We start from the raw sequence: 25,786 nt of genomic DNA, 5'->3' as shown, positions 1-25,786 counted from the left end.
ATAACGAACAAACTATAACTAAAAATAAGATATCATGGATTTAAAAGAAATTCAAAACCTAATCAAATTTGTAGCAAACACGGGAGTTGCCGAAGTAAAATTAGAAGTTGACAATGTGAAAATCACAATCAGAACAACTTTAGAAGGAAACACTCCAGAGATCACTTATTTACAGCAAGCGCCAATCCAACAAGCGTTGGCACAAGCCCCAGCGGCTCCTCAGCAGGCTCCAGCAGCACCTGCAACTCCAGCAGCACCTGCAGCTGATGACACTTCAAAATACATCACAATCAAATCGCCAATTATTGGAACTTTCTACAGAAAGCCATCTCCAGACAAGCCAGTTTTTGTTGAAGTAGGATCTTCAATCGGTAAAGGTGATGTTCTTTGTGTAATCGAAGCAATGAAATTATTCAACGAAATTGAATCTGAAGTTTCAGGAAAAATCGTAAAAATTCTAGTAGACGATATGTCTCCAGTAGAATTTGATCAACCATTATTTTTAGTAGATCCTTCTTAATTTTAGATTTTAGATCTTAGATTTTAGATTGAAGATTTCTTTCAAGAATCTTCAAAAGAGTCATAATTATCTAATTTTCAAATTGTCTAATTTTCTAATTAAAAAAAGATGTTTAAAAAAATATTAATTGCAAATAGAGGTGAGATTGCACTTCGCATCATCAGGACTTGTAGAGAAATGGGCATCAAAACCGTTGCTGTTTATTCTACTGCCGATGCAGAAAGTCTTCACGTTAAATTTGCAGACGAAGCGGTTTGTATCGGACCTCCGCCAAGTAATTTATCCTACTTGAAAATGTCTAATATCATTGCAGCGGCAGAAATTACAAATGCTGATGCAATCCACCCGGGTTACGGTTTCCTTTCTGAAAATGCTAAATTTTCGAAAATTTGTCAGGAACACGGAATCAAATTCATCGGAGCTTCTCCAGAAATGATTGATAGAATGGGAGATAAGGCTTCTGCCAAATCAACTATGATCGAAGCCGGAGTTCCTTGTGTTCCAGGTTCTGAAGGGATTTTAGAATCGTATGAACAAGCTGTAAAAGTGGCCAAAGAAATAGGATATCCTGTTATGATGAAGGCAACTGCAGGTGGTGGTGGAAAAGGAATGAGAGCCATCTGGAAAGAAGAAGATCTTCACAAAGCTTGGGAAAGTGCTCGTCAGGAAGCTGCTGCAGCATTTGGAAATGACGGAATGTACATGGAAAAACTCATCGAAGAACCACGCCATATCGAAATCCAAGTTGTGGGTGATTCTTACGGAAAAGCATGTCACCTTTCCGAAAGAGATTGTTCGGTTCAAAGACGTCACCAAAAACTGACAGAAGAAACGCCTTCTCCATTTATGACCGACGATTTGCGTAATCGAATGGGTGAAGCCGCTGTTAAAGCTGCAGAATACATCAAATACGAAGGTGCCGGAACGGTAGAATTCTTGGTGGACAAACACAGAAATTTCTACTTTATGGAGATGAATACTCGTATCCAGGTAGAGCATCCAATTACAGAACAAGTTATTGATTATGATTTGATTCGTGAGCAAATTATGGTTGCAGCAGGTATTCCAATTTCTGGAAGAAATTATTTGCCACAGCTTCATGCTATAGAATGTCGTATCAATGCCGAAGATCCTTACAACGACTTCCGTCCATCTCCAGGAAAAATTACAACTTTGCATACTCCAGGAGGACATGGTGTTCGTTTGGATACTCACGTTTATTCAGGATATACAATCCCACCAAATTACGATTCTATGATTGCAAAGTTGATTACAACGGCTCAAACCAGAGAAGAAGCAATTAACAAGATGAAACGTGCTTTGGACGAATTCGTAATCGAAGGAATCAAAACAACAATTCCGTTCCACAGGCAATTGATGGACGATCCAAGATATGTTGCCGGAGATTATACCACTGCATTCATGGACGATTTCAAAATGAATGACCCTAAATAAATTGATATTCAATTTCAGAATTCAGACCTCACAGCAATGTGAGGTTTTTTTATAAAATGTTTGAGCAACCATCTGGGTAATTTTTACACACTCAAATACCCATTTTCTACATTTTTAGAATTGTAGGAATACTTGAAAAAAAATGAAAACCCTTTTGTTTACAGTAGTTTAAGATCATCATAGGATGTTTTCGTGTTTTGGTACGATAATTTCATTATTCTAAACATCAAACAACATTAATAATTCAAAATACCCCCATATCATGAAAAAATTAATTTTAGTTGTTGCAGTAATTTTAGGAAGTTTTTCCATATTTGCAACTTCAACACCAATCATAAATACGGAAAAAATTATCTTTAGTCAAGAAGATTTTAAAGAAATTAAAAAAGAAGAGCTTCCAGAAGCCGTGAAAACAGCTTTGAAAACCTCTTATCCAGATGCAACTCTTGACAGAGCTTATGTCAATGCAAATAAAGAGTACAGATTAGATATAACAGTTATTGACCAAAAGGCTACTGTTTATGCAGATGCCAATGGAAACTGGATTAAGAAATAAGTTAGGGTAACTTATGATTTTGTTTTTGTTAAGAGAGATTCACTCAGTGGGTCTCTCTTTTTTTTAGAACTTTTTTAAGAAAAAACCTTTTTAATAATTTTATATTAGCCTAAAGTTAGAACCCCCATGTCAAAAATCCTATTGGTCGAAGATGATGTTTCTTTTTGTAAGATGTTGGAAAACTTTCTTATAAGGAAAGACTATAGCGTAGAAACAGCTTTCACTGCAGAAGAAGCAAAAAACAAAGTCAAAAAGGATAATTTTGACCTTATTATTACCGATTTAAGATTACCAAATTACGACGGAATCCAATTGATGTCTGAATTTAAAAAGGAGTTTCCTCAAATTCCGGTGATTCTAATGACAGGTTATTCCGATGTAAATACTGCCGTAAAAGCTATTAAAAATGGCGCTTCCGATTATATCTCGAAACCTTTTAATCCAGAGGAAGTTTTGCTGGTGGTTTCGAATGCACTTCAAAAAGAAACTATCGAAGAAGTTATAAAAGAAAAGCCTCTTCCAAAACCAAGAAAAGCTGTTCAAACAAGCGAGTTCATTACCGGAATTTCTCCTGCTTCAAAAAAACTGGCAGAATATATTCAGTTGGTTAGTCCAACAAATATGTCGGTTTTGATTATTGGTGAAAGTGGAACAGGAAAGGAAGTCATCGCGAAAAGCATCCACCAAAACAGTATCAGAAAAAACAATAATTTTATCGCAGTAGATTGTGGAGCCATTCCGAAAGAATTGGCGGCAAGTGAATTTTTTGGTCACTTAAAAGGTTCCTTTACTGGAGCAATAAATGATAAAGTAGGTTATTTTGAAGCGGCAAACGGTGGAACAATCTTCCTTGATGAAATTGGAAATCTGTCCTACGAAAATCAAATCCAGCTTTTGAGGGCTTTGCAGGAAAGAAAAATCAAACCTGTTGGAAGCAATAAGGAAATTGAAGTCGACATAAGAATCATTACTGCAACAAACGAAGATTTGCGTGAAGCTGTGAAAAAAGGCGATTTCCGTGAAGATTTGTACCACAGAATAAATGAATTCTCGATTCATTCTCCATCATTGAGAGAACGAAACGAGGATTTGATGATTTTTGCGGATTTCTTCCTTGAAAAGGCAAACGAACAATTGAACAAAGACATCATCGGATTTTCATCAGAAGTGATGACCATTTTCCAAAACTATAAATGGCCCGGAAACTTGCGTGAACTTCAGAACATCATCAAAAGAGCTACACTTTTATCGCAAGGAAATTTTATCGAAAAAGGAGTTTTGCCTTCGGAATTATTTCAACAGGAAACAGCAGACGAATCCCAGTTTTCATTGTCGGATAATGAAAAAGATGCCATCATCAATGCTTTGGCCAAAACCCAAAATAATAAATCGGAAGCTGCAAAATTGCTTCAAATCAATAGGAAGACACTTTACAACAAATTGAAATTATACAACCTAGACTAGATTATTTTCTTGTTGTATGAGATGGAAAAGTGATTCAATTTTCAGATTTAAAACTTCAAGGTTGAATCGGATTTCATCTTCGGAAAGTGTTTTCAAATCAAAATCTTGCAAGATTGATGCTATTTCTTCGGCTTTGATTTGCTTGAACATTGGATACATCCTGTGCGAGGTTTCCTTGAATTTTGGCAAATCATCTTCGGAAAAACTCTGTTCTAATTGGTCTAAATTTTCTTTTGTTGAAGCAATAAAAGAAATCAGAACGTCTTTTAAAGCTTCCTCTTCATTTGGCAAAAACGCTTTGAGCGAGGTCAATGAATATTCTTTTTCATGTCCGTTTTCCGGCACATCTTCATCAATCAAAATTTCTGTATCATTAAAAACTGAATGGATGACATTCAATAGAATTTTAGGAGAATAGGGTTTTCTCAAAGCAGTTGTGAATCCAGCATTTTTATAAATATGTTCTCCAAAATCCGTTCGTCCAGTAACGGCAATCACGGGTTGTTGTTGATAGTCTTCGTGGTTTTTTAAAGCTTCTAAAAACGTAAAACCATCCATTTCTGGCATTTGAATATCGGTAACGATAAAGTCGAATTTCTTGGTTTTGATTGTTTTCAAAGCTTCTCTCGCGTCTGTAAAATGCAAGACATTATAGTGGTGTTGTTTCAAGACTTCGACCGTCAGATTCAATAAATTCACGTCATCATCTACTACAATTGCGGTTAAATTATTTGGTTTTGGAAGCTCGGTAATCTTTTCTTTTTTGAAAGCGGCATCTTCAAATTCCAACGGAAGTGTTATTTCGAAGATACTTCCTTTCCCAAATTCACTCTCAAGCGAAAGGTTTCCTCCCAAAATTTCAACCATTTTTTTAGAAATCGTCAGGCCTAATCCAGTTCCTCCATATTTCTTTTCGATTCCATCATTGGCTTGCGTAAATTCTTCAAAAATAAGTTGCTGTTTGTCTTTTTCAATTCCAATTCCCGAATCTTCAACCCTTATTATCGCCTTATTGTCAGATGTTTTGGCTTCAATTTTTATAAAACCTCTTTCGGTGAATTTGAAGGCATTTCCAATAAGATTTGTCAACACTTGTCGCAATCTAAAAGGGTCGCCAACAATTCGCTGGTTGAATTTTTTATCGATGTCAAGAATGAGTTCCAGATTTTTTTGTTCGTAAACCGATTGAATGCTTTTTCCAACTTCAATAGCGATTTCTTTCAATGAAAACGGGATGTGCTCGATGGTTATTTTTCCGGCTTCAATCTGGGTAAAATCAAGCAAATCCTGAACGAGTTGTGAAATATATTCAGACGAGCCCTTGATGTTTTTGGTATAATAGGATTGTTTGTTGTTGAGGTCGGAATTGCCCAATAATTCGGCATATCCGACAATTGTACTCAACGGTGTTTTCAAGTCGTGGCTGACGGTTGAAATCAATTGTTCACGGTTTTTTAGCAATGTTTCCGTTTTAGAATTGGCAATTTCCAGCTGGTTTTTATAGGATTGTGTCTTGGAGAAATCGCTCAGAATTAAGATCGAAAAAAAGATGGTCAATACAAATCCAACTCCTGCAGCAATTGTTACTACTTTGTTGGTTTTATTTAAAGCGGCTTCTTTTTCGGCATTACTTTTTGTGGTATTGATGATGATTTCCCTCTCGATGACACTCAAGATTTTTCGGAGCTGTTCGGAAATCGAAAGTTCGTTCTGCAGCAATTCATTTTCCTGAATGTTTAAGGACTCCTGTTTTTTGGAAGTTTTTCTAACCACATCACTCAAGGCCGCTTTTGAAGCAATAAGCATCGAATCGAGCACTTTCTGGCTCAAAGTATTGGTGTTGTCGCTCGGAATATTTTCGTTCATGTAATCCACAAAATCCGAATATACTTTTTTTTCATAATCCTTCAATGAAGAAGGATCGTTGAAGAAATCATTCAGATTTAGTTTTCTCAAAGTACCTTCCATATAGGAAATTTTATTGATGGCTTTCTGAACGGCATCATCATCTGTTGATTGATTTTTAATGATGCTAAGTTGTTGAATATTAGCTGTTTTCTTGGAAAGAAGCAATTTCACACTGTCCAATAACGTAATCTGATAGTCATTTTGAACGAGGTTCTTGAGCGAATCAATTTCAGCTTTGAGCGAATCGGTCTGCATCAAGTAGTTTCGAAAATCCACATCAGAATTGGATTGTATGGTAATCCTCGAAAAACTTTCCGTCTTGTACATATTTGAAAGCAAATTGCTGACTTTTAGAATCTTGTTGTTCTCTGACGCGAGTTTGTTTTCGGTAGAAGAGAAAACCCTGTTTTCGGTATATAAAATCCATCCCGCAACAACAACCAATGTAGCCAAAGCCAGGTAGCTGACAAATACTTTTATCGGAATATAGCTTTTTTTGTTGTCCATAATCCAAAGATAAAAATTACAAAAAGGATTAATTTGTATAATTTGTTAAAATATGAAAAACAAAAAATCCCGAACGAGTCGGGATTTAAAGCGGATAATCGGAAAAGATTATACTTTTAATTTGTTTGCAATTTCTTTAGGAATTCCACCTTTGTGAACCATGATTGCAGTTGTTTTGTATTTCACGAATTCTTTGGTCATATACAAATACCCTTTGTAGTCGTTGCTTTCGCCCCAAGAATTTTTCACGATGTAATATTCTTTACCGTTTTGATCTTTAGAAATCCCAACGATGTGCATCCCGTGATCATCAGTTGTAGTATAATTGTCGAATGCTTTCTGACGCATTTCTTCTGTGGTTACCTGTTCTTTTTTTGGCCCATTAAACAAGTCTGCTTTTTCTTCGGCTGTCATGTCATCAAATTTTTTGTCGGATACAAAAGCAACACCGTTTTTCCAGCTGAATGTTTTCTCACTCACATCTCCGGCCCAAGCCACAGAATATCCGTTTTTCAAACCGTTGTCGATGATGTCTGTAAGTTCGTTCAATTTCACATTATACACTTGATCAAACGACCAGTTGTCCGGAACCAAAAGCACATTTTTTGTATAATAAGGATATTCCTGGAACGATGAAATTTCTACATAATCATCAGGATTGATGCCAATAACTTCCTTGGCAAAACTCTCAGGAGTATATTTTTTTCCGTTATAATCAAAAGATTTCGGAGCTTGACCTAGATAAGAATCAATCACGGCCGTGTAGGCTCTTTCCCAAGTTGGCGTTAACTCGCCATTCGGATTTTTTACTACAGCTTCCAAGATACCTTGCGTTAAAGCAGCCATTTCACCGAATTTATTTTTATCGGTACCATAATTCAAACCTGTGTAAACCGATTGAGGAACCGCACCGTATTTTTTATACATGTTCATTACATCGTGCAAAGCACCACCATCTCCAAGGGTTACGGCACCGTGCATGCGAACATACATTTTTCCTTTTTCGATATAGGTATTTCTTGCCGAATAGATTTGAGAAATTTCAACCGGTTTCTTGCCCATTCTAACCATTTCTGATTCGATAAACGAATTGGCGGCATAGCTCCAGCACGTTCCAGAGGAACCTTGGTTTTTTACAGAAGTATTTTCAAGGTTGATTACATCGGTAAATTTAAAGGAAGCTTTGCTATTATCGCTAGCATTTACTTTTAATGCATTTACAAGATTATCCTGTGCAAATCCCGAAACCGAACCTGCAAATAAAGCAGCTGCAAGAACAAACGGGCGAATAGAATTTTTATACATAGTTGTAAGTTGTTAGATTTTTGAATTAGTGACTTAAAAATAGCGATTGTTACAAGGAAACGACTATTTTAACAGTATTTTAGTGGGTTTGAAAGAAGAAACTTTCAAAATAATTACAACGTCTCCTTCAACCATTTAAAAAACTCCCCTTGCCAAACCTGGGCATTTTGAGGTTTCAAAACCCAATGGTTTTCTTCAGGAAACAGCACAAACCTACTTTTAACACCTCTCAATTGAGCAGCTTGAAACGCTTCCTGACCTTGCCCGATTGGAACTCTATAATCTTTTCCGCCTTGTATGATCAGGATTGGCGTATTCCATTTCTCTACCATTTTGATAGGGTTAAACTGTGTGAAAGTCTTTTGAGCAACAGCATTGTCTTTTTCCCAATAAGCACCGCCGTGGTCCCAATTATTAAAGAAGACTTCCTCGGTTGTGCCATACATACTTTCTAGGTTGAAAACACCACAATGTGAGATAAATGTCTTAAAACGGTTGTTGTGGATTCCGGCCAAATAGAAAACAGAATAGCCTCCATAACTCGCACCAATGGCACCCAATCTTTTGCTGTCCACATATTTTTCCTTTGCTACATCATCAATTGCCGAAAGGTAATCCTGCATCACTTGTCCGCCCCAATCCTTGCTGATTTGCTCGTTCCATTCTACACCGTGACCTTGCATTCCCCGACGGTTTGGTGCAACTATGATATACCCTTGAGCAGCCATCACCTGAAAATTCCAACGGAAGGAATAAAACTGTGTCAAGGCACTTTGTGGTCCTCCTTGGCAATATAATAAAGTTGGGTATTTTTTATTAGGATCAAAATTCGGCGGAAGCACTACCCAAACCAACATCTTCTTCCCATCTGTTGTAGTAACATAACGTCTTTCGGTTTTGCTTAAAGCTAGTTTGCTGTAGGTTTCATCGTTAACTTTTGTTAATTGTTTCCAAGTGTTCTTCTTCAAATCAAAAGAAAAAATCTCCGAGGCGTGGTTCATATCTGTTCTGGTTACAATCACCGAAGTACCTGAAAAACCAACGATATCATTCACATCAAAATCACCTTTTGTAAGTTGAATTACGTTGATGGCGATTTTAGTCAAGCCAGGGAAATTCACCTCAAACAGTTGTTTTGTTCCGTCAACAGGAGCCAAAAAATATACTTTCTTTCCATCAGCACTCCAAGTGAAGCTATCAACTGTTCCGTCCCAACTAGCAGTCAAGTTCAGGTTCATTCCTTTAAAGTTGACGATAATGTCGTTTTTATCGGCTTCATAACCATCGCGTTTCATTTGCAACCACGTCAAATTTCCGTCAGGCGAAAACTGTGGGGCAGTATCATAACCCAAATTTCCTTCGGTTAAATTTTTGGTGGTTTTCGATGCCAAATCATACTCATACAAATCCGTATTCGTTGAAATGGCATATTCAGTTCCCACTTTTTTCTTCGAAACATAAACGATTTTCGAACCATCAGGCGACCAAATAAAATCCTCATCACCACCAAAAGGCTTCTGTGGACTATCAAACGGTTCATCTTTCAAAACATCAATTCCAACAGCACCTTCGGCCGTCGATTTATAGAAAACGTGGTTATGTTTTCCTTCGTTCCAAGTGTCCCAATGACGGTAATCCAAAGCGTCATAAATTTGAACATTCGATTTGTCCAAAGCCGGATAAAAATCCTCTCCAAGCACTTTTTCAATTTTCACTTCTTCAGAATACAAAATATAGTTCCCATCAGCCGAAACATTCTTGTCCTTCAAAAGCGACTCATAATCCTTCACTTCAACCGCATTTCCGCCATTCACAGGAACCGTATAAAACTTAGAATTCGATTTATTTTCCTCAACCGACGGAATCGAAACTTTATAAACGATATTTTTTCCATCTTTCGAGATCCCAAGTGGAGCAACACGTCCCAGTTTCCACAACAATTCAGGTGTCATTACATTTTGTGCAACAGCATTCATACTCATTATAATCACGGTTAAAAGCAATAATTTTTTGTTCATATCACAGGTTTTATAAGGCCTTAAAAGTACTTATAATTTACCAAAACCTCAAACAATCACGATAATTAGGGCGTGTCACCATTTTCAAAAAGGCAAATCCAGTTTGTCCATAGCCTTTTTGAAAATGCTGTCGGGCTTTCCGTTACAATCTTTTCTTTTTTAAAGAAAAAAAAGAAAAGGATTTCCACTGCAATCCCTCACGCGAGCAAACTTACGAATCAACCTCCATGATTTTGTCATTCCGACGGAGGAGGACACGAGCGAAGCGAACTGGCGAAGCAATCTCCGTTAGTTGCTCTATATTGTTGAGATTCCTCCTTCGTCGGAATGACAAAAAACCTAAAATAATTGTTGTTATTTCAGGGGATTTAACACTAAACAATTCTCAAATACAAAACCAAAAAAGAAATAAATCATTTATTTTTGTTAGAAAATAAAACCAAATGAATCTAAGCTATTGGGAACTCAAAAACTGGTTCACAAATGTTGATTACACCATCGTTGGAAGTGGCATCGTCGGACTTCATACCGCTTTGCGACTTCGTGAAAAATTTCCAGAAAGTAAAATCCTGGTGCTCGAAAAAGGAATGCTTCCGCAAGGAGCAAGTACGAAAAATGCAGGTTTTGCCTGTTTCGGAAGCCTTTCAGAAATCATTGATGATTTAAGATCACATTCAGAGGAAGAAGTTATAAACCTGATTCAAAAACGCTGGCAGGGTTTGCAATTGCTACGAAAAAGATTGGGCGACACTACGATAGACTTCAAACCTTATGGCGGATATGAATTGTTTTTGAAGAACGATGAAAACGGTTTTCAAGAATGCCTTTCGAAAATGCCTTTTGTAAATGAACTATTGAAGCCACTTTTCAAAGCCGATGTTTTCAACAAAGAAATCGACCGTTTTGGCTTTCAGAATGTCAATGACTATTTGATTTTCAATCCTTTTGAAGCCCAAATCGACACAGGAAATATGATGCAGGCGTTATTGAAAATGGCGATTTCGCAAGATATTTTGATTCTCAACCAGCAAACCGTTTCGTCTTATAATGAAAATGCAAATGGAGTAGAAGTAGCACTCGCGGATTTTACCTTCCAAACCAAAAAACTACTTTTTGCCACCAACGGATTTGCAAATTCCTTGACCAATGGAGCCGTAAAACCAGCAAGAGCTCAAGTATTAATCACGCAACCAATTCCAAATCTTGACATCAAAGGAACGTTCCATTTGGACAAAGGCTATTATTATTTCCGAAATATTGGCGACCGGATATTATTTGGCGGAGGCCGAAACCTCGATTTTGAAGGCGAAACCACAACCGAACTCGGACAGACAGAAATCATCCAAAATAAATTGGAGCAATTGCTAAAAGAAGTAATTTTGCCAAACACCGATTTCAGAATTGAACACCGATGGAGTGGCATCATGGGAATAGGTTCGAGCAAAAACCCCATTGTCGAGCAAATTTCCGAACATGTGTATTGTGGTGTGAGGTTAGGAGGAATGGGAGTGGCAATTGGAAGTTTGATTGGAACAGAATTGGCAGAACTGGTAAAATAAACTCCAATCTACAATATCCAAAAAACAAATAAGCTCCAAAACTCGAAATCTCAATTTTTCAAACCTAGAAACTTATACTTTGTTTATTATCAAAGGGTTTGAAATTTATAAAATTGAAATTTATTTGTTTTTTGGATATTGTAGATTGGAATTTTAAGATGTACTTATGATAAAAAAAATATTCAGATTCTTGTGGAAAGCGATGCTTTACTTCTTCGTGATTTCTACTTTTTTAGTGGTTGTTTTCAAGTTTGTTCCCGTTCCGTTCACGCCTTTAATGGGAATCCGGGCTTTGGAACAAAAAGCTGACGGAAAGGAAATGACGTGCAGTCACGATTGGGTGCCGTTGGAAGAAATTTCCCCAAACATCCAAAAAGCAGTTATCGCCAGCGAAGATGCCAATTTCCTCGCTCATTATGGTTTCGATTTCAATGCCATCGAAAAAGCAATGGAGAATAATGAGAAAGGGAAAAAGCTAAAAGGCGGAAGTACGATTTCGCAACAAACAGCCAAAAATGTCTTTCTTTGGCAAGGACGAAGCTATCTCCGAAAAGGACTTGAAGCCTATTTTACAGTCTTGATTGAATTAATCTGGGGAAAAGAACGCATCATGGAAGTCTATCTGAACAGTATCGAAATGGGAAGTGGTGTTTATGGCGTTCAGGCGGCTGCAAATCATTGGTACGGGAAAAGTGCACATAATTTATCCAAAAGAGAAGCGGCAGGAATAGCGGCAATTCTTCCTAATCCTAGAAAGTTCAAGGCCAGTAATTCTTCAAGTTATATTGAAAGACGGAAAAGCCGAATCATGAAGCACATGCAGTACGTGAAACTAGAGTACTAAATTATGCTGAAAAAGTCACTCCTGCTGTTTGTGTTTGTGTCTTGCTCGGTTTTGGCACAAAAAAAACCAACCGAAATCGGAATTGTTTTCGATAACGACCTCTATGTTTCAACAGTGAATGACAAATATTACACCAACGGATTTGAGTTTTTCTACCGCTATCTTATTTCAAATGAAAAAGAAAAAGTCAATAAAAAAATTGTTGAGTTTCGTTTAGGACAATACATTTATAATCCGCAAACGATTCGAGCGGATGATTTTTACAAGAACGACAGGCCTTTTGCTGGTTATCTTTTTGCAGAAGCGAGTTTGAATACCTTTTATCAAAATCAATCGGTACTGAAAATCAATGGACAAATTGGATATGTCGGTCCGAATGCCTTAGGCGAGGAAGTGCAAAGGGGTTTTCACGATCTTTTTGGATATCGGAATGTTTACGGATGGCAATATCAGATCAAGAATGCTTTTGCGATACAGGCAAATGTTTTTTATTCGGTGAAATTATTCCCAAAGAAAGAAACCCAGATTGATGCACAATTTCAAGGTGAGGCAAGTGTGGGAACTATTTTTAATTCGGTAACTGTTGGTCCTGTTTTTCGATTCAGTCTAAAAAAATTATTACCGGTTTACAATTCCAATTTATACGATGGCTCGCTTCGGGCTGATAGAAACTATAAGGAAGAAAGCGAATTTTATTTTTATGCTTCGCCGAAAGTCAATTATCAGGCCTATGATGCTACGATTCAAGGAAGTATGTTTAATGACAATAGCCCGGTGACTTTCCCCTTGGAGCCTTTTCGATTTAACGGAGAAGCCGGATTGAAGTACCGAAAAAACCATTGGAATTTGTCGTATTCTTTTTTGTTTAGAGGAAGAGAAGCGAAGAATAATGTTATTGAGGATTATTTTTATGGTTCGATAGGTGTTGGGTATTTGTTGGATTAAAACAGTCCAAGTTCTTTTTTTTCCTTAAATTTAGGCATCCAAAATTCTACAAACTATGAGTGCAAATTACAAATACGCTACAGTCCTGGAAGCGATAAAGCAACTTCGATCGGCAGGTTTCACGGTTGATTTTAATCTTGAAGAGAATGCTCTTACAGCAAATTCAAAAAAATACCATAAGGACGATTTTGAAATCACGGAAGTCTATCGCTATGAAGGCGATTCAAGTCCGGATGAGGAGGCAACGGTTTACGGAATTCAATCCAATGACGGCACAAAGGGAATCTTGGTTACTTCCTACGGTATGTATATCGATGAAATTTCAGAAGATTTGTTGAGCAAATTATCTTTAAAATAAAAGCATCCGCCAATTATGACGGATGCTTTTGTTTTGGGACAAAATTTCTTTATATCTTATTAGGCAATTCTTTAAAGCCCATGTTGTAAAGCGTAAAGGCTTGAATATCCACAATTTCTTCGATGGTTTTAGAAACTGGTTTTCCAGCTCCGTGACCAGCGTTTGTTTCAATCCTGATTAAAACAGGGTTAGGATCTGTCTGCTTGTCTTGCAATTCGGCGGCAAATTTAAAACTATGAGCTGGAACCACACGGTCGTCGTGATCGCCCGTTGTTACTAAAGTTGCTGGATATTTCACGCCTGCTTTTACATTATGAACCGGAGAATATCCTTTTAAATAATCGAACATTTCTTTAGAATCTTCTGCGGTTCCATAATCATAAGCCCATCCGGCTCCAGCCGTAAAAGTGTGATAACGCAACATGTCCAGAACTCCAACGGCAGGCAAAGCGACTTTCATCAGGTCTGGTCTTTGTGTCATAACAGCACCAACCAGCAACCCTCCGTTTGAACCTCCACGAACTGCCAAGTAATCAGATGAAGTATATTTTTGAGCAATCAAATATTCGCCTGCAGCGATGAAATCATCAAAAACATTTTGCTTTTTCAACTGTGTTCCGGCATCGTGCCACTCTTTTCCGTATTCTCCACCACCGCGTAAATTCGCAACAGCATAAATACCGCCTTGCTCCAACCAAACGGCATTTGCTACGCTAAAAGAAGGCGTAAGGCTCACGTTGAATCCACCATAAGCATAAAGAACGGTTGGATTTTTACCGTCAAGTTTCAATCCTTTTTTGTGGGTGATGATCATTGGAACTTTTGTTCCGTCTTTCGACGTATAGAAAATTTGCTTACTTTCATAATCGGCTGAATTGAAATCAACCTTTGGTTTTTCATATTCCTTTGAAGTTCCAGTTTTTGGATCATACGAATAAATGGTTCCTGGAGTGGTATAATTGGTAAACGAATAATACAAAGTCGTTTCTTCCTTTTTACCACCAAATCCTCCGGCCGAACCAACGCCAGGAAGTTTCACCTCACGGATTAATTTTCCGTTATAGTCATATTGCAAGACTTGCGTCACGGCATCTTTCATATAATCTGCAAAAATATATCCTCCACCAGTATTGGCCGAAAGTACATTTTTAGTTTCAGGAATAAAATCCTTCCAGTTCTCTGGAGTTGGATTGGAAGCATCAACGGTTACAATTTTTTGGTTTGGAGCATTTCTGTTTGTGATGATGTACAGCTTTGAACCTACATTTTCAATGATGCTGTTGTCGGTTTCAAAATTGTCAACAATCGTTACAATCTTGCTATCAGCTTTGCTCAAATCTTTGATGTACAATTCATTTCCAGAAGTGGAAGTAGAGGCTGAAATAATCAAATAGTTGTTGTCTTCAGTAACGCCACCACCAACGTATCTTCTTTTTTCCTGGTCGCCAAAAATCACCTTATCGGATTTTTGTGCCGTTCCTAATTTGTGAAAATACAATTTATGTTGGTCGGTTTTCGCAGATAATTGACTTCCTTCTGGCTTATCGTAGCTAGAATAGTAGAAACCTTCGTTCTTGTACCACGAAATTCCGCTGAATTTTACATCCACAATTTCGGCTTCCAGTTTTTTCTTGGAAACGGCATCCAAAATCGTGATTTTGTTCCAATCGCTTCCTGCTTCAGAAATCGAATAGGCTACAAGTGAACCATCTTTTGTAAAGGAAACGCTTGCCAAAGAGGTAGAACCATCTGCCGAAAATGTATTCGGATCCAGAAAAACTTCTTCCTTGCCATTCTTGTCTTTTCGGTACATCACGGATTGATTTTGCAGTCCGTTATTTTTGTAATAATAGGTGTAATTTCCTCTTTTGAACGGAGCCGAAATTTTTTCATAATTCCAAAGTTTCTCCATTCTTTCCTTTAGTTGTTTTCTGAAAGGAATTTTTTCGAGGTAATTGAAGGTTACTTCATTTTCGGCTTTCACCCAAGAAGCTGTCTCGGCCGATTTATCGTCTTCAAGCCAACGATATGGGTCTCTAATAGTGGTTCCGAAATAAGTGTCTTCTACTACTTTTTTTTCTGTTTTGGGATAATTGATTTGTCCAAATGAGGTCATAGATACAGATACAACCAAGGTTACGATTGTTTTTTTCATTGATGAAAATTTTGGTTTTCACAAAAATAGCAAAAACCATTGTTAGAGATTAGTTAAATAACGGTTTATATTGAGACCAATGTTTATAAATCAAGATTCCGGTTAGAGTAGCAATGACAATCGCAGGAACAATACCAGAAAAATTGAGATAGAAATGAAAGAGAAGAATGTTGATGGCAATTGGAGCTAAAAGTATCAAGGCAAAGGCAATCCACTTTTTTGCCAAGAGCATTGCTCCAATAAGGATTTCAAGAACGGCTACAACAGGAAAAATATAATCTACCTGTCCGAACGATTCAATTAAATTACCTGCTGGAGTTGGAACAATTTCGAAAAGTTTGTTCAATCCTGATAGTACAAGAATTATTCCTAGAAAGATTCTTACGATTTTAGTAAACATTGAATTCATAATAAAGTGTTTAAAGGATTATTAATTCCATAAATTTAACAATAAATTTGTAAACTATTGACAATTAAGAGGGTAAAAAATGCAGGAATAAAAAAAACCGTTCATTTCTGAACGGTTTACAAGGGTTTTGATTGCGAAATTTATAATACAGTTACAGGAAAAGTAACCTGAACGTCAGTTTCGCCACCAGCATTTGTTATATCTCCTGAAGCAACATTTGCTCCAGCTTTATTTGGTTCGTGTCTTAAAATCACGGTCAAATTTCCAGATTGTGGATTGGCAGAAGCCGTAAATTTAAACTTCAAACCAATAGGATCTCCATTAACGTCTTCATCAGCATAAGCGAAAGTTCCAGATAAGCCTCCAGTTGCACTGAAAAAGAACTGGTGTTCGTCTCCTTCTTCTTCTACTTCTAATGAAATATTATCGGCTGGACTAGTCAATTCATTTAATAAGGAAACCGTTCCGTTGTAAGTAGTCAAAGCCGAGATGCTTCCTGTTGATGTAATTACTGGAGCATTAGGACCGTCTCCATCCAAATCTCTCGACGTCAAAACCACTGGAGTTCCTCCGCCTTCGGGAGTTAGGGTTACAGTTACGGTCGTGATTACTTCTTCTTCGTTTACAGGTTGACTTGAGTTGTCATCATTTGAACAAGAGTTGAAAGAAAGCAAGGCGATTAAAGCGAATGGTACTAATTTAAGGGTTTTCATTTGTTGTAAATTTTTAATTTTTAATAATTGAATTTTAATTGAACCGTGAAATTCCGACCCATATCGTCCACATAGAAACGTGTACGGTTGAGGTAATCTCTATAGTTCGTGTTGAAAATGTTTTGGATATTGAATCCGATTGTAATCTTAGATTTTTCAAAAGTCGCAAAGCTCATTTCAGAGCTGAAATGCAATTGATGGTAGCCTTTTGGCGGTTGGCTGATTTCTACCAAAGTCGGAACAAATTCCCCATCAACAGGAACATCAGCAATAAAATCATTGTCAGGATAGCGTTTCTGGGTAAAAACCAATTCGCTTTTTAAGCCTAAAATGAGATTGTGCCAGTCTTGTTTTTTGAATTGAATTGAATTATTCCAATTTACAGGCGGCATATCGATCAAGGCTTCCTTATTGTCTTGGTCTTCGCCATAAACGTAGGCAAATGTTGAATGGTAGTTGAGGTTTTTTGCAAAATCATAATCTGCATTGACATCAATTCCCAGAACTCTTGCATTGACTTGACGGTATTCCCAAACTGGAAAAGCTCCTCTGTTGGATTGCTCCAAACCAGTTGGTTCCAGCAAGGTGAAATCATTAATGAGATTCAGATAGGGATTTACTTCGAAAGCAAATTTATCCGAAGCATAAGCCAAAGCGGTCGATATTTTAATCGCTTTTTCTTTCTCCAAACGCAAATCTCCCAACTCAATTTGTCCTGTAGAATGATGCAATCCGTCACTGAACAATTCTGAAGGATTGGGACTTCTGCTGGCTAAACTCAAATTGGTAAACCATTTCAAGTTGCGGTTGATTTGGTATTTGGTTCCGACACTTCCCGAGAAATTATGATAGGTAAAAACAGGATTCGTCTTCCATTGTGTGCCAAATTCTCCGATGATGATGTCTGAAAAATCAGCATCATAATTCCGTTCGATCCATCTGGATTGAAGATAGAATTTAGTAGCATCAATTCGGCTGAAATCATAACGAAAACCAGTTTCAAGCTCTAAATTTTCGCTCAAGGCAAAAGTGCCAATTCCGTAAACACCCGCTTCATATTTGTCATAATCGGGAATTAAAGGACGAACTCCAGTATCAGTATCTGCAAAATTGTTTTGAAAAACACCACTGATTCCAAATTTATATTTTGAAATTTCACTCGATGAAGTTTCCAAATCTACCAACACAGAATGTGTCGATAACGACAAATCCAGAGAAGGTTTGTTTCTGGAATCGCCTCTTCTGATGTCATATTCCAAACGGTTGTTCAACTGAAAAGCATATTGCAAAGTCAGTTTCCCGAAATCAGAAAATGTATGAAAATAGTTCAGTTTGCCTAAATAATGTTGCACTTCCTGTTTTGGAGCATTGATGTTATACGTGAAATCGTTGATTACCGATGGTTTTCCGCTGTTGATGGCGTTCACCAAATCGGCAAGGTTTCCGGTATGGGAAGCCCTTAAAATGCCAATTGTAGCATTATAATAACTCAAAAAAGCCGAAAATCCGGAAGTTTCACCTTTATATCCCAATCCTGCCGAGAAATTCTTTTCACGGTTTCCAGTATTTGACAAGATATAATCCGGAGCTTCAACATCTCCAAGATATTTGAAAGTGCCTTGCAAATTCCAGTTCCAACCTGATTGATAGCCTTTAAAAAGCGAAGAAGAAACACTTCCGCCTCGACCGTTTGAAGCACCGTTCAAGATGGTTTTTCCGTAAATGGTGTCTTTTACAGGAATGGGTAACGGCTCAATAATCACCACGCCACCAATTGCATCGCCCCCATATTGCAATCCCGAAGCACCTTTTATAACCGAAACTTTTCCGGCCGTATTGATGTCGAGATTTGGAGCATGTTCCAATCCCCATTGTTGGTCTTCCAAACGAACATTGTTGTTGATGATCAAAACCCGACTGCTGTGCAAACCATTGATGACAGGTTTCACAATTGTATTTCCCGTTTTCAAGGAAGATACACCACTGATTTCCTTCAAGGCATCCCCCAAACTACCACTGCTGTATTTTTCGAGTTGGGCAATCTTGAGTTCTTTCCTGTCGGAAGTAGTGTTGGTCTTGATGTTTTTGTCTTTTATTTCAACTTCCGAGAGAGCAGAAATGTCTTCCTTTAATTGAATATTCAACTCCACATCTCCATCAATATCTTGTACAACAGTAACCGTTTTATATCCAACATAAGAGACCACGATATAATTTTCGCCGAAAGGCAGATCGATCGCAAAATCTCCTGCGGGATTACTGACGGTAAAGTTCTGACCTGCATGAATATGAGCACCAGCAAGCGGTTCGTTTTTTTCATTCGTAATTTTCCCGCTTACTTTGTTTTGGGAATATACAAACGATTGGTTTCCAATAAATAGGAAAACAAGTGCTATGAAATAACGCATTGGTTTTTTGAAAAATCTAAAATGATAATTAGGACTAATTTTCAGAAGAAAACTGTCCGAGAAAGAGCGAGATGCTCCAAATTAATTAGCAGATAGATGCAGGTGGACCCCGAAGAGTAGCTTGGCTTCCTGAAAAAACGGAAGGTGTTTCAGTATAAAAAAAGCTATAAGCTATAGCTTCAAAAGAAGTTTTAAATTGAAAAGAAGTAAATTCTGTTCCGATGAAATTGCTAAAAGTAAATTCGCAGACAAAACATTTCTCGTGGTTGTGATTGTTTGCGTGAACATCTTTTTTGGAGGAATCAAGATGCGTGAACGTTGCTTTTTCCTCTAAAATATGCTCATACGAATGCAGTGATTGAAACAGTATCGCGAACAATACGGTTATCATCAAAGATAGATTTAGTATGGCAAATTTTTTCTTCATCCAAATGCAAAGGTAGGGAAGAGAAAAGTAAAATGTATTGTTTTAACATATTTTAAGAAGATTCAGGGTAGATGAAAATTATTTTTTATTCATAAATAGCACTATCTTTGATATAATAATATTTCAAAAATGAATTGAAATGGATTCAACAATAGCCTTAAAATTAAGTCAAAAAATAAAATTGCTTCCTGATGATTTGATTCAAGAGGTGGATAAGTTTGTTGATTATTTAAAATATAAATCAGAACACGATGATGATTGGTCAGTTAACCTGACTGATAATCAAAAACAATCCATTAAAGATGGTTCAGAAGATATTTCTAATGGTAAAACATATTCTCACGCTGAAGCAAAACAAATAATCAGAGAATATATAAACAGCAAAATTTCTTAATGGAAATTGTCTAGTCTGAAACGGCTTTAAATTCATATTTAGGTACAATTGATTATCTTTTTGAAAAATGGTCATTGAAAGAGATAACAAATTTTGAAAATAGGGTTGATAATTTGCTGGAGAACATTTTAGCAAATAACGATATTTGTCCAGAGTCTAAATTTTTTGGTTATCGAAAATGTTCAATTGACGGTGTCAATTCCTTGATTTATTCAATCGTAAATAATACACTTTTTTTGGTCACATTTCTTGATAATCGAAGTTCGAATTTATTTTAAAATAAAAAAGCCGTGACTTCTCAATCACAGCTTTCATTATTTATAAAATTTAATTTTCCTAAACCAAGCCATTCGCCACCAAATATTCCGCAATTTGAACCGTATTTGTAGCTGCTCCTTTTCTTAAATTATCGGCAACAATCCACATATTTAAAGTGTTCGGCTGGCTTTCGTCGCGACGAATTCTTCCCACAAAAACTTCATCTTTTCCTTGTGCATATTTTGGCATCGGATAGGTATAAGTATCCGTGTTGTCTTGAACTACAACACCATCCGTTTCGTGCAAGATTTGGCGAACATCATTCACATCAAAATCATTGGAAAACTCAACATTTACAGCTTCACTATGACCTCCAACGATTGGAACTCTCACGGCAGTTGCAGTAACGGCAATGGTTTTATCACCTAAAATTTTCTGGGTTTCGCGAACCAATTTCATCTCTTCCTTTGTGTAACCGTTGTCTTCAAAAACATCACATTGTGGAATGGCATTTCTGTGAATTGGATATTTATATGCCATTTCGCCTTGAATTCCAGCATATTCGTTTTCTAATTGCTGAACGGCTTTCACACCAGTTCCTGTAATGGATTGGTAAGTAGAAACAATAATTCTTTTAATGTTATATTTTCTATGCAGAGGAGCCAAAGCCAAAACCATTTGAATCGTCGAGCAGTTTGGATTTGCAATAATCTTGTCGTCTTTTGTCAGTTCACCAGCATTGATTTCTGGAACAATCAGTTTCTTATCAGCATGCATTCTCCAGGCTGAAGAATTATCTATAACAGTAGTTCCTGCATCGGCAAATTTTGGAGCCCATTCCAAAGAAGTTTCTCCACCTGCCGAAAACAAAGCGATATCGGCCTTCATATCAACTGCCGTTTGCAAACCAACCACCTTATATTTCGTTCCCTTGAATTCGATTTCTTTTCCCACAGATCTTTCGGATGCCACTGGAATCAATTCGGTTACAGGAAAATTTCTTTTTGCTAAAACTTCAAGCATTACTTCGCCAACCATTCCGGTAGCTCCAACCACAGCAACTTTCATATTGATATTTTATTAAGGTAAATGATTTTATTTTCTGAATGCAAAAGTAGATAATAAAACAATTAAAAAAACGAATTTAAAAAATATAACAAATTGTTTTAAAAATTTACAAAAAGAAGAACCACGCCAAAAGACGTGGTTTAAATTAGAATATATAATGTAGCGGAAATATTTAAGGTCTGTTTTTCAAAGCATCACGAATTTCCATCAATAGTTTTTCTTCATTTGTTGGAGCTGGTGGTGCAGCAGGAGTTTCTGCTTCTTTCTTTCTGGAAGCATTGATTCCTTTGATCACTAAAAACAATACGAAAGCAACAATTATAAAATTAATAACCGCTGAAAGGAACAAACCGTATTTTACCGAACCAAAAACGGTAAGCTCTTCTAATTTCGTTAGATTTGCAGCCTCTAAAGCAGGTTTCAATAAAAGTGGTGTAATTACATCTTCAATAAACGAAGTAACAATCTTGCTAAAAGCAGCACCAATGATAACCCCGATAGCAAGGTCAACCACATTGCCTTTCATTGCAAAGGCTTTAAATTCTGACATCATTCCCATAATATTTTTTGTTTTAAGTTAATTGGATAGCTAATTTAATTAAAAATTCAAAACCTTCGACTAACATTCATAATTTACTGCTGTTATTCTCTATAGAAAACCCTTTTTACCCTTTGAGAAATGCTGGTTAGGATTTCATAAGGAATTGTGTGTGTTTTTTCTGCAATCAGATTTACAGTTGGGCTTTCGCCGAAAATAATCACTTGGTCGCCTTCCTTGCAATTGATTTCAGAACAATCCACCATCAGCATATCCATGCAAATACTTCCAACGATATAGGCTTTTTGATGATTGATGGTCACAAAACCAAGTCCATTTCCCCAACTTCTGGAAATTCCATCGGCATAGCCAATCGGAATTGTAGCAATTTTTGTGGTTTTTTCAGCCATGAATCTTCGGCCATAGCCAACACTTTCACCTTCATTAATGGTTCGGATTTGTGAGACAATTGATTTTAAAGTACTCACATTTTCAAGATAATGTTGTTCTTCTGCATCATTTGAAATGCCATAAAGTCCAATTCCGAGACGCACCATATCGTATTGAGCTTCGGTAAAATTTGAAATTCCCGAAGTATTCAAAATATGTCGAATCGGATTTATCTTTAATTCCTGCATCAAGTTTGAAGATAATTTTTCAAACAAATCAATCTGCGAAAGGGCAAATTGCTTTTGATTCAAATCGTCGCTTGTTGCCATGTGCGACAAGATACTTTTCACTTTTATAGAAGGTGTGTTTTTTAAAGTCGCAATCAATTCAGGCAAATCATTTTCTTGAAATCCCAAACGGTGCATTCCCGTATCCAGTTTGATGTGTACTGGATAATGATACAATTTTTTTTGCTCTGAAATTTTCAAAAAGGCATTCAATCCTTTTACAGAATAAATTTCGGGTTCCAACTGATATTGGATAATCGAAGGAAAGCTAGTATTTTCGGGATTCAAAACCATAATTGGCGTCGTGATTCCAGCCGTTTTAAGCGAAATTCCTTCATCGGCGAAAGCCACACCCAAATAATCAACTTTATGATGTTCCAATAATTTTGCAATTTCAAAACCGCCGTTTCCATAACCAAAAGCCTTTACCATTACCATTAATTTGGTTTCAGGATTTAATTTCGATTTAAAGAAATTCAAGTTGTGACTGATGGCGTTGAGGTTGATTTCCAAAACCGTTTCGTGTGTTTTCTCTTCCAATAAAGCCACGATTTTCTCGAATTCGAAAGTTCGTGCTCCTTTGATCAATATGGTTTCATTTCCGAAAGATAAAGTATCGAATGCATTGATGAAATCTTCGGTATTTTTGAAAGTGATGCTGTTCAGAAATTTATTTTTAAATTCAGAAATCGTACTTCCGATGCCAATTACACGATTGATTTTATTGGAAATAATCAATTGCGAAACCTTGGCATATAATTCTTCCTTGTCCAAACCGCTTTGAAAAATATCCGATAGGATCAAGGTTTTTTTCTTGTGATGTTTTTGGCTTTCAAGAAAATCCAAGGCAATTTTCAACGATTGAAAATCCGAGCTGTAACTGTCATCAATCAAAGTCGAATTATTGATGCCGTTTTTGACTTTCAGTCGCATTTCGACAGGATAGAGCAATTCCATTCTGCTTTCAATCGTTTTATAGTCGTAGCCAAAATGTAACAGGATCATCATACACTGGATGGCATTTTCTATCGAAGCATCGTCTAAAAAAGGAATTTTTAGGTCAAAATGATGGTCGCCAAAATCAATATGCAAAAGTGTCTTGTCAAGAATGGTTTTTTTCGAAATAAAAACATCGGCATTTCTGTCTTTGCAACTCCAGGTAAACGTTTTTGAGTTTTTTATAAAGGCATCAATCGTCTTATTTTTGTTGTAAATCAACACATCAACATCAACAAACAACTTGAGTTTTTCCTTTATTTTTTCGCCCAAATTGGCAAAACCTTCATCATGAGCCGAACCAATATTGGTCAGTAATCCGATGGTTGGTCTGATGATAGGTTCGAGTTTCTGCATCTCGTTAATGGTGGAAATCCCGGCTTCAAAAATCCCAAGATTGTGCTTTTCATTGATTGAAATCACAGAAAGTGGAACTCCAACTTGCGAATTGTAACTCTTCGGACTTCTGATAATATTATAATCTGGGCTCAAAAGAAAATTCAGCCATTCCTTGACGATGGTTTTTCCGTTGCTTCCCGTAATTCCAATTACCGGAAATGAATAGAGGTTTCGGTAGAAAACAGCGAATTGTTGCAAGGCTTCGGTAGTATTTTTTACTTTTAAGAAATTGGCTTTGCCACCTAAATCTTTCGGAATATTTGTCACAACAAAATTCTGGATGCCTTTTCCAATGAGTTCATCTATATAAATATGAGCGTCATTATTCGGACCAACCAATGCAAAAAATAAGGTTAATGGATTGTTTTGCAACGAACGACTGTCGATTGAAACGTTGTCTATTGTTGCATCAGGATTTTTCCCGTGATATTCGGCTCCGATTTTTGGAATTATATGTTGGATTGAAAGTGCCAAAAAGATTGTTTTAAAGTTGAGAAGCTAAAAATTCAGTTGGAGTTATTACATTAATTTTAGAATTTTTAAAGCCAATTTTATTTCTTGTAATGATACAATCACAATTATGATGCAATGCACTGTTGTATTGAACAGCATCTTCAAAATCTGAAAAACCTGAAATTAGACTTTTATCAATATTGAATTCGTCAATTATAGAAACATTACAAATGATTCTAAATTTTCGTAAAATTTCTAATACAGATTCTTTTGTATTTACTTTAGAGGCTATGTAAAACGTATTTACAAAAGATAACGAAGAGGTAAATAAAGTTAGTTCGTTTTTTTCGGCATTGGTTGTAATTTCTGCAATTTCATAATAAAAAGGTTCTCTTTTAATAATTAAATCAATCATTACATTAGTGTCTAAAAAAACTCTCATAAAGAATTATATTTTTTTATCAAATACTCTTGTCTGTCTTTTTTGTAATCAAAATCAGCAGGAATTCCGCCATTTTCTAAAGATAAACTTTTTACAAAATCAGAAATTTGCACACTATCATTTTTGTTTTCTTTAGAAATTATTGTTTTAAAGTAACTTTCTACAATAGACGAAACGCTAACTTTTTGTTTTGCAGCATATTCCTTAGCACTTTCGATCACGTTTTTATCTAATTTTAAGGTGAGTTTGGTATCCATAAAAACAAGAATTAATTTATACGTACAAATATAATAAATATATCCGTATAAAATTAAAATAGATAAAGATTGTTTTTTTGAAGATTAAAAACTACTCCTGATTTCTCTTCATCGCCTCAAAATAAGCAGCACGGCTCAAAGGTTCATACTCTTCGGTTTCACCTAGCATGACGAGTTTGTCGTTATCTGTTTTTCTAAAACTATAATTGGCGAGGTTTCCCGTTCGAGTACAAACAGCATGCACTTTTGTTACATATTCAGCAGTTGCCATCAAGGCAGGCATTGGTCCGAAAGGATTTCCTTTAAAATCCATATCGAGACCAGCAACAATTACTCGAATTCCTGAATTGGCCAAATCATTGCAAATCGTTACAATTTCGTCATCAAAAAACTGGGCTTCATCAATCCCAACCACATCACAGCCTTGAGCCAAAATCCTGATGTTTGCAGCAGCGGGAACTGGAGTCGAACGGATTTCGTTGGTGTCGTGCGAAACAATCATCTCATCGTGGTATCTTGTGTCGATAGATGGCTTGAAAATTTCGACCTTTTGCTTGGCAAATTGAGCTCTTTTGAGCCTTCGGATGAGTTCCTCGGTTTTGCCCGAAAACATCGAACCGCAGATTACTTCAATCCAACCAAATTGTTCTTTATGATTTACTGTATTTTCGAGAAACATTTTGTATTTTTCAGCCTTAAAAAGGATTAGTTTTTTTTACTTTGTAATGAAAACAAATTTATTAAAAAAGAAGC

General features: G+C 36.6%; 23 protein-coding genes. 9 read left to right on the top strand and 14 right to left on the bottom strand.

Features of this window, described 5'->3' with window-relative positions:
• The first annotated feature begins 34 nt into the window (after positions 1 to 34).
• The 4 genes from accB to J2X31_RS13140 all read left to right on the top strand — a co-directional run bounded on the left by accB (position 35) and on the right by J2X31_RS13140 (position 3,995).
• A complete protein-coding gene (gene accB, locus J2X31_RS13155) occupies positions 35 to 520 on the top strand; it encodes an acetyl-CoA carboxylase biotin carboxyl carrier protein (RefSeq protein WP_310027278.1) in 486 nt (161 codons plus the stop codon).
• A gap of 108 nt (positions 521 to 628) precedes the next feature.
• Positions 629 to 1,975 (top strand): acetyl-CoA carboxylase biotin carboxylase subunit, encoded by a 1,347-nt coding sequence (accC, locus tag J2X31_RS13150; protein ID WP_310027277.1) that lies wholly within the window; start codon positions 629 to 631, stop codon positions 1,973 to 1,975.
• Between the two features lie 262 nt (positions 1,976 to 2,237).
• Positions 2,238 to 2,531, top strand: coding sequence for a hypothetical protein (locus J2X31_RS13145; protein ID WP_310027276.1), 294 nt, complete (start codon positions 2,238 to 2,240; stop codon positions 2,529 to 2,531).
• 126 nt (positions 2,532 to 2,657) lie between these two features.
• A complete protein-coding gene (locus J2X31_RS13140; RefSeq protein ID WP_310027275.1) occupies positions 2,658 to 3,995 on the top strand; it encodes a sigma-54-dependent transcriptional regulator in 1,338 nt (445 codons plus the stop codon).
• Here the strand turns inward: J2X31_RS13140 and J2X31_RS13135 are convergent.
• From J2X31_RS13135 to J2X31_RS13125, 3 genes are all read right to left on the bottom strand, one after another.
• On the bottom strand, positions 3,987 to 6,410 hold the full coding sequence (locus J2X31_RS13135) for an ATP-binding response regulator (RefSeq protein WP_310027274.1): 2,424 nt from the start codon (positions 6,408 to 6,410) through the stop codon (positions 3,987 to 3,989). The two genes, J2X31_RS13140 and J2X31_RS13135, sit on opposite strands and share 9 nt — an antisense overlap.
• Before the next feature lie 108 nt (positions 6,411 to 6,518).
• Positions 6,519 to 7,715, bottom strand: coding sequence for a C1 family peptidase (locus J2X31_RS13130; RefSeq protein WP_310027273.1), 1,197 nt, complete (start codon positions 7,713 to 7,715; stop codon positions 6,519 to 6,521).
• A gap of 113 nt (positions 7,716 to 7,828) precedes the next feature.
• Positions 7,829 to 9,733: a S9 family peptidase gene (locus J2X31_RS13125; RefSeq protein WP_310027272.1), complete on the bottom strand. Its 1,905-nt coding sequence runs from the start codon at positions 9,731 to 9,733 to the stop codon at positions 7,829 to 7,831.
• A 443-nt stretch (positions 9,734 to 10,176) separates the two neighbouring features.
• On the opposite strand from J2X31_RS13125, the gene J2X31_RS13120 reads away from it, so the two are divergent.
• The 4 genes from J2X31_RS13120 (at position 10,177) to J2X31_RS13105 (ending at position 13,439) form a co-directional block, all read left to right on the top strand.
• On the top strand, positions 10,177 to 11,292 hold the full coding sequence (locus tag J2X31_RS13120) for an NAD(P)/FAD-dependent oxidoreductase (RefSeq protein WP_310027271.1): 1,116 nt from the start codon (positions 10,177 to 10,179) through the stop codon (positions 11,290 to 11,292).
• A 166-nt stretch (positions 11,293 to 11,458) separates the two neighbouring features.
• Positions 11,459 to 12,136, top strand: coding sequence for a monofunctional biosynthetic peptidoglycan transglycosylase (gene mtgA / locus J2X31_RS13115; RefSeq protein WP_310027270.1), 678 nt, complete (start codon positions 11,459 to 11,461; stop codon positions 12,134 to 12,136).
• A gap of 3 nt (positions 12,137 to 12,139) precedes the next feature.
• Complete coding sequence (locus tag J2X31_RS13110; RefSeq protein ID WP_310027269.1) at positions 12,140 to 13,081, top strand: lipid A deacylase LpxR family protein; 942 nt, start codon at positions 12,140 to 12,142, stop codon at positions 13,079 to 13,081.
• Between the two features lie 55 nt (positions 13,082 to 13,136).
• Positions 13,137 to 13,439: a hypothetical protein gene (locus tag J2X31_RS13105; protein WP_310027268.1), complete on the top strand. Its 303-nt coding sequence runs from the start codon at positions 13,137 to 13,139 to the stop codon at positions 13,437 to 13,439.
• A 49-nt stretch (positions 13,440 to 13,488) separates the two neighbouring features.
• Here the strand turns inward: J2X31_RS13105 and J2X31_RS13100 are convergent, their stop codons facing one another.
• The 5 genes from J2X31_RS13100 to J2X31_RS13080 all read right to left on the bottom strand — a co-directional run bounded on the left by J2X31_RS13100 (position 13,489) and on the right by J2X31_RS13080 (position 19,551).
• Entirely contained in the window at positions 13,489 to 15,594 is a 2,106-nt protein-coding gene (locus J2X31_RS13100; RefSeq protein ID WP_310027267.1) for a prolyl oligopeptidase family serine peptidase, read from the bottom strand.
• A 49-nt stretch (positions 15,595 to 15,643) separates the two neighbouring features.
• Positions 15,644 to 16,003: a DoxX family membrane protein gene (locus J2X31_RS13095; RefSeq protein ID WP_310027266.1), complete on the bottom strand. Its 360-nt coding sequence runs from the start codon at positions 16,001 to 16,003 to the stop codon at positions 15,644 to 15,646.
• A gap of 140 nt (positions 16,004 to 16,143) precedes the next feature.
• Positions 16,144 to 16,716, bottom strand: a complete 573-nt coding sequence (locus J2X31_RS13090) for a type 1 periplasmic binding fold superfamily protein (RefSeq protein ID WP_310027265.1) — start codon at positions 16,714 to 16,716, stop codon at positions 16,144 to 16,146.
• Between the two features lie 20 nt (positions 16,717 to 16,736).
• Complete coding sequence (locus tag J2X31_RS13085) at positions 16,737 to 19,124, bottom strand: TonB-dependent receptor (RefSeq protein WP_310027264.1); 2,388 nt, start codon at positions 19,122 to 19,124, stop codon at positions 16,737 to 16,739.
• Between the two features lie 85 nt (positions 19,125 to 19,209).
• Positions 19,210 to 19,551, bottom strand: a complete 342-nt coding sequence (locus J2X31_RS13080; RefSeq protein WP_310027263.1) for a hypothetical protein — start codon at positions 19,549 to 19,551, stop codon at positions 19,210 to 19,212.
• A 139-nt stretch (positions 19,552 to 19,690) separates the two neighbouring features.
• Between J2X31_RS13080 and J2X31_RS13075 the strand changes: the two genes are divergently transcribed.
• Positions 19,691 to 19,945, top strand: a complete 255-nt coding sequence (locus J2X31_RS13075; protein WP_310027262.1) for a DUF2281 domain-containing protein — start codon at positions 19,691 to 19,693, stop codon at positions 19,943 to 19,945.
• 336 nt (positions 19,946 to 20,281) lie between these two features.
• On the opposite strand, the gene J2X31_RS13070 is transcribed toward J2X31_RS13075, so the two are convergent.
• From J2X31_RS13070 to J2X31_RS13045, 6 genes are all read right to left on the bottom strand, one after another.
• Complete coding sequence (locus J2X31_RS13070; RefSeq protein ID WP_310027261.1) at positions 20,282 to 21,271, bottom strand: aspartate-semialdehyde dehydrogenase; 990 nt, start codon at positions 21,269 to 21,271, stop codon at positions 20,282 to 20,284.
• A 172-nt stretch (positions 21,272 to 21,443) separates the two neighbouring features.
• Complete coding sequence (gene mscL / locus J2X31_RS13065) at positions 21,444 to 21,830, bottom strand: large conductance mechanosensitive channel protein MscL (protein WP_310027260.1); 387 nt, start codon at positions 21,828 to 21,830, stop codon at positions 21,444 to 21,446.
• Positions 21,831 to 21,913: 83 nt separating this feature from the next.
• Entirely contained in the window at positions 21,914 to 24,355 is a 2,442-nt protein-coding gene (locus J2X31_RS13060; RefSeq protein ID WP_310027259.1) for a bifunctional UDP-N-acetylmuramoyl-tripeptide:D-alanyl-D-alanine ligase/alanine racemase, read from the bottom strand.
• A gap of 10 nt (positions 24,356 to 24,365) precedes the next feature.
• Entirely contained in the window at positions 24,366 to 24,776 is a 411-nt protein-coding gene (locus J2X31_RS13055) for a type II toxin-antitoxin system VapC family toxin (protein ID WP_310027258.1), read from the bottom strand.
• Positions 24,773 to 25,033 carry a DUF6364 family protein gene (locus J2X31_RS13050; protein ID WP_310027257.1) on the bottom strand — a complete coding sequence of 87 codons (261 nt, stop codon included), beginning with the start codon at positions 25,031 to 25,033 and terminating at the stop codon, positions 24,773 to 24,775. The genes J2X31_RS13055 and J2X31_RS13050 overlap by 4 nt, the downstream gene beginning before the upstream one ends.
• Positions 25,034 to 25,124: 91 nt before the next feature.
• Positions 25,125 to 25,712 (bottom strand): thymidine kinase, encoded by a 588-nt coding sequence (locus J2X31_RS13045; RefSeq protein ID WP_310027256.1) that lies wholly within the window; start codon positions 25,710 to 25,712, stop codon positions 25,125 to 25,127.
• Between the last annotated feature and the right edge of the window lie 74 nt (positions 25,713 to 25,786).

This window comes from Flavobacterium arsenatis (genome assembly GCF_031456785.1).
GTDB classification, from domain to species: domain Bacteria; phylum Bacteroidota; class Bacteroidia; order Flavobacteriales; family Flavobacteriaceae; genus Flavobacterium; species Flavobacterium arsenatis.
Note: the sequence above shows the minus strand (reverse complement) of the source record. Positions and strands in the feature narration are given on the sequence as shown.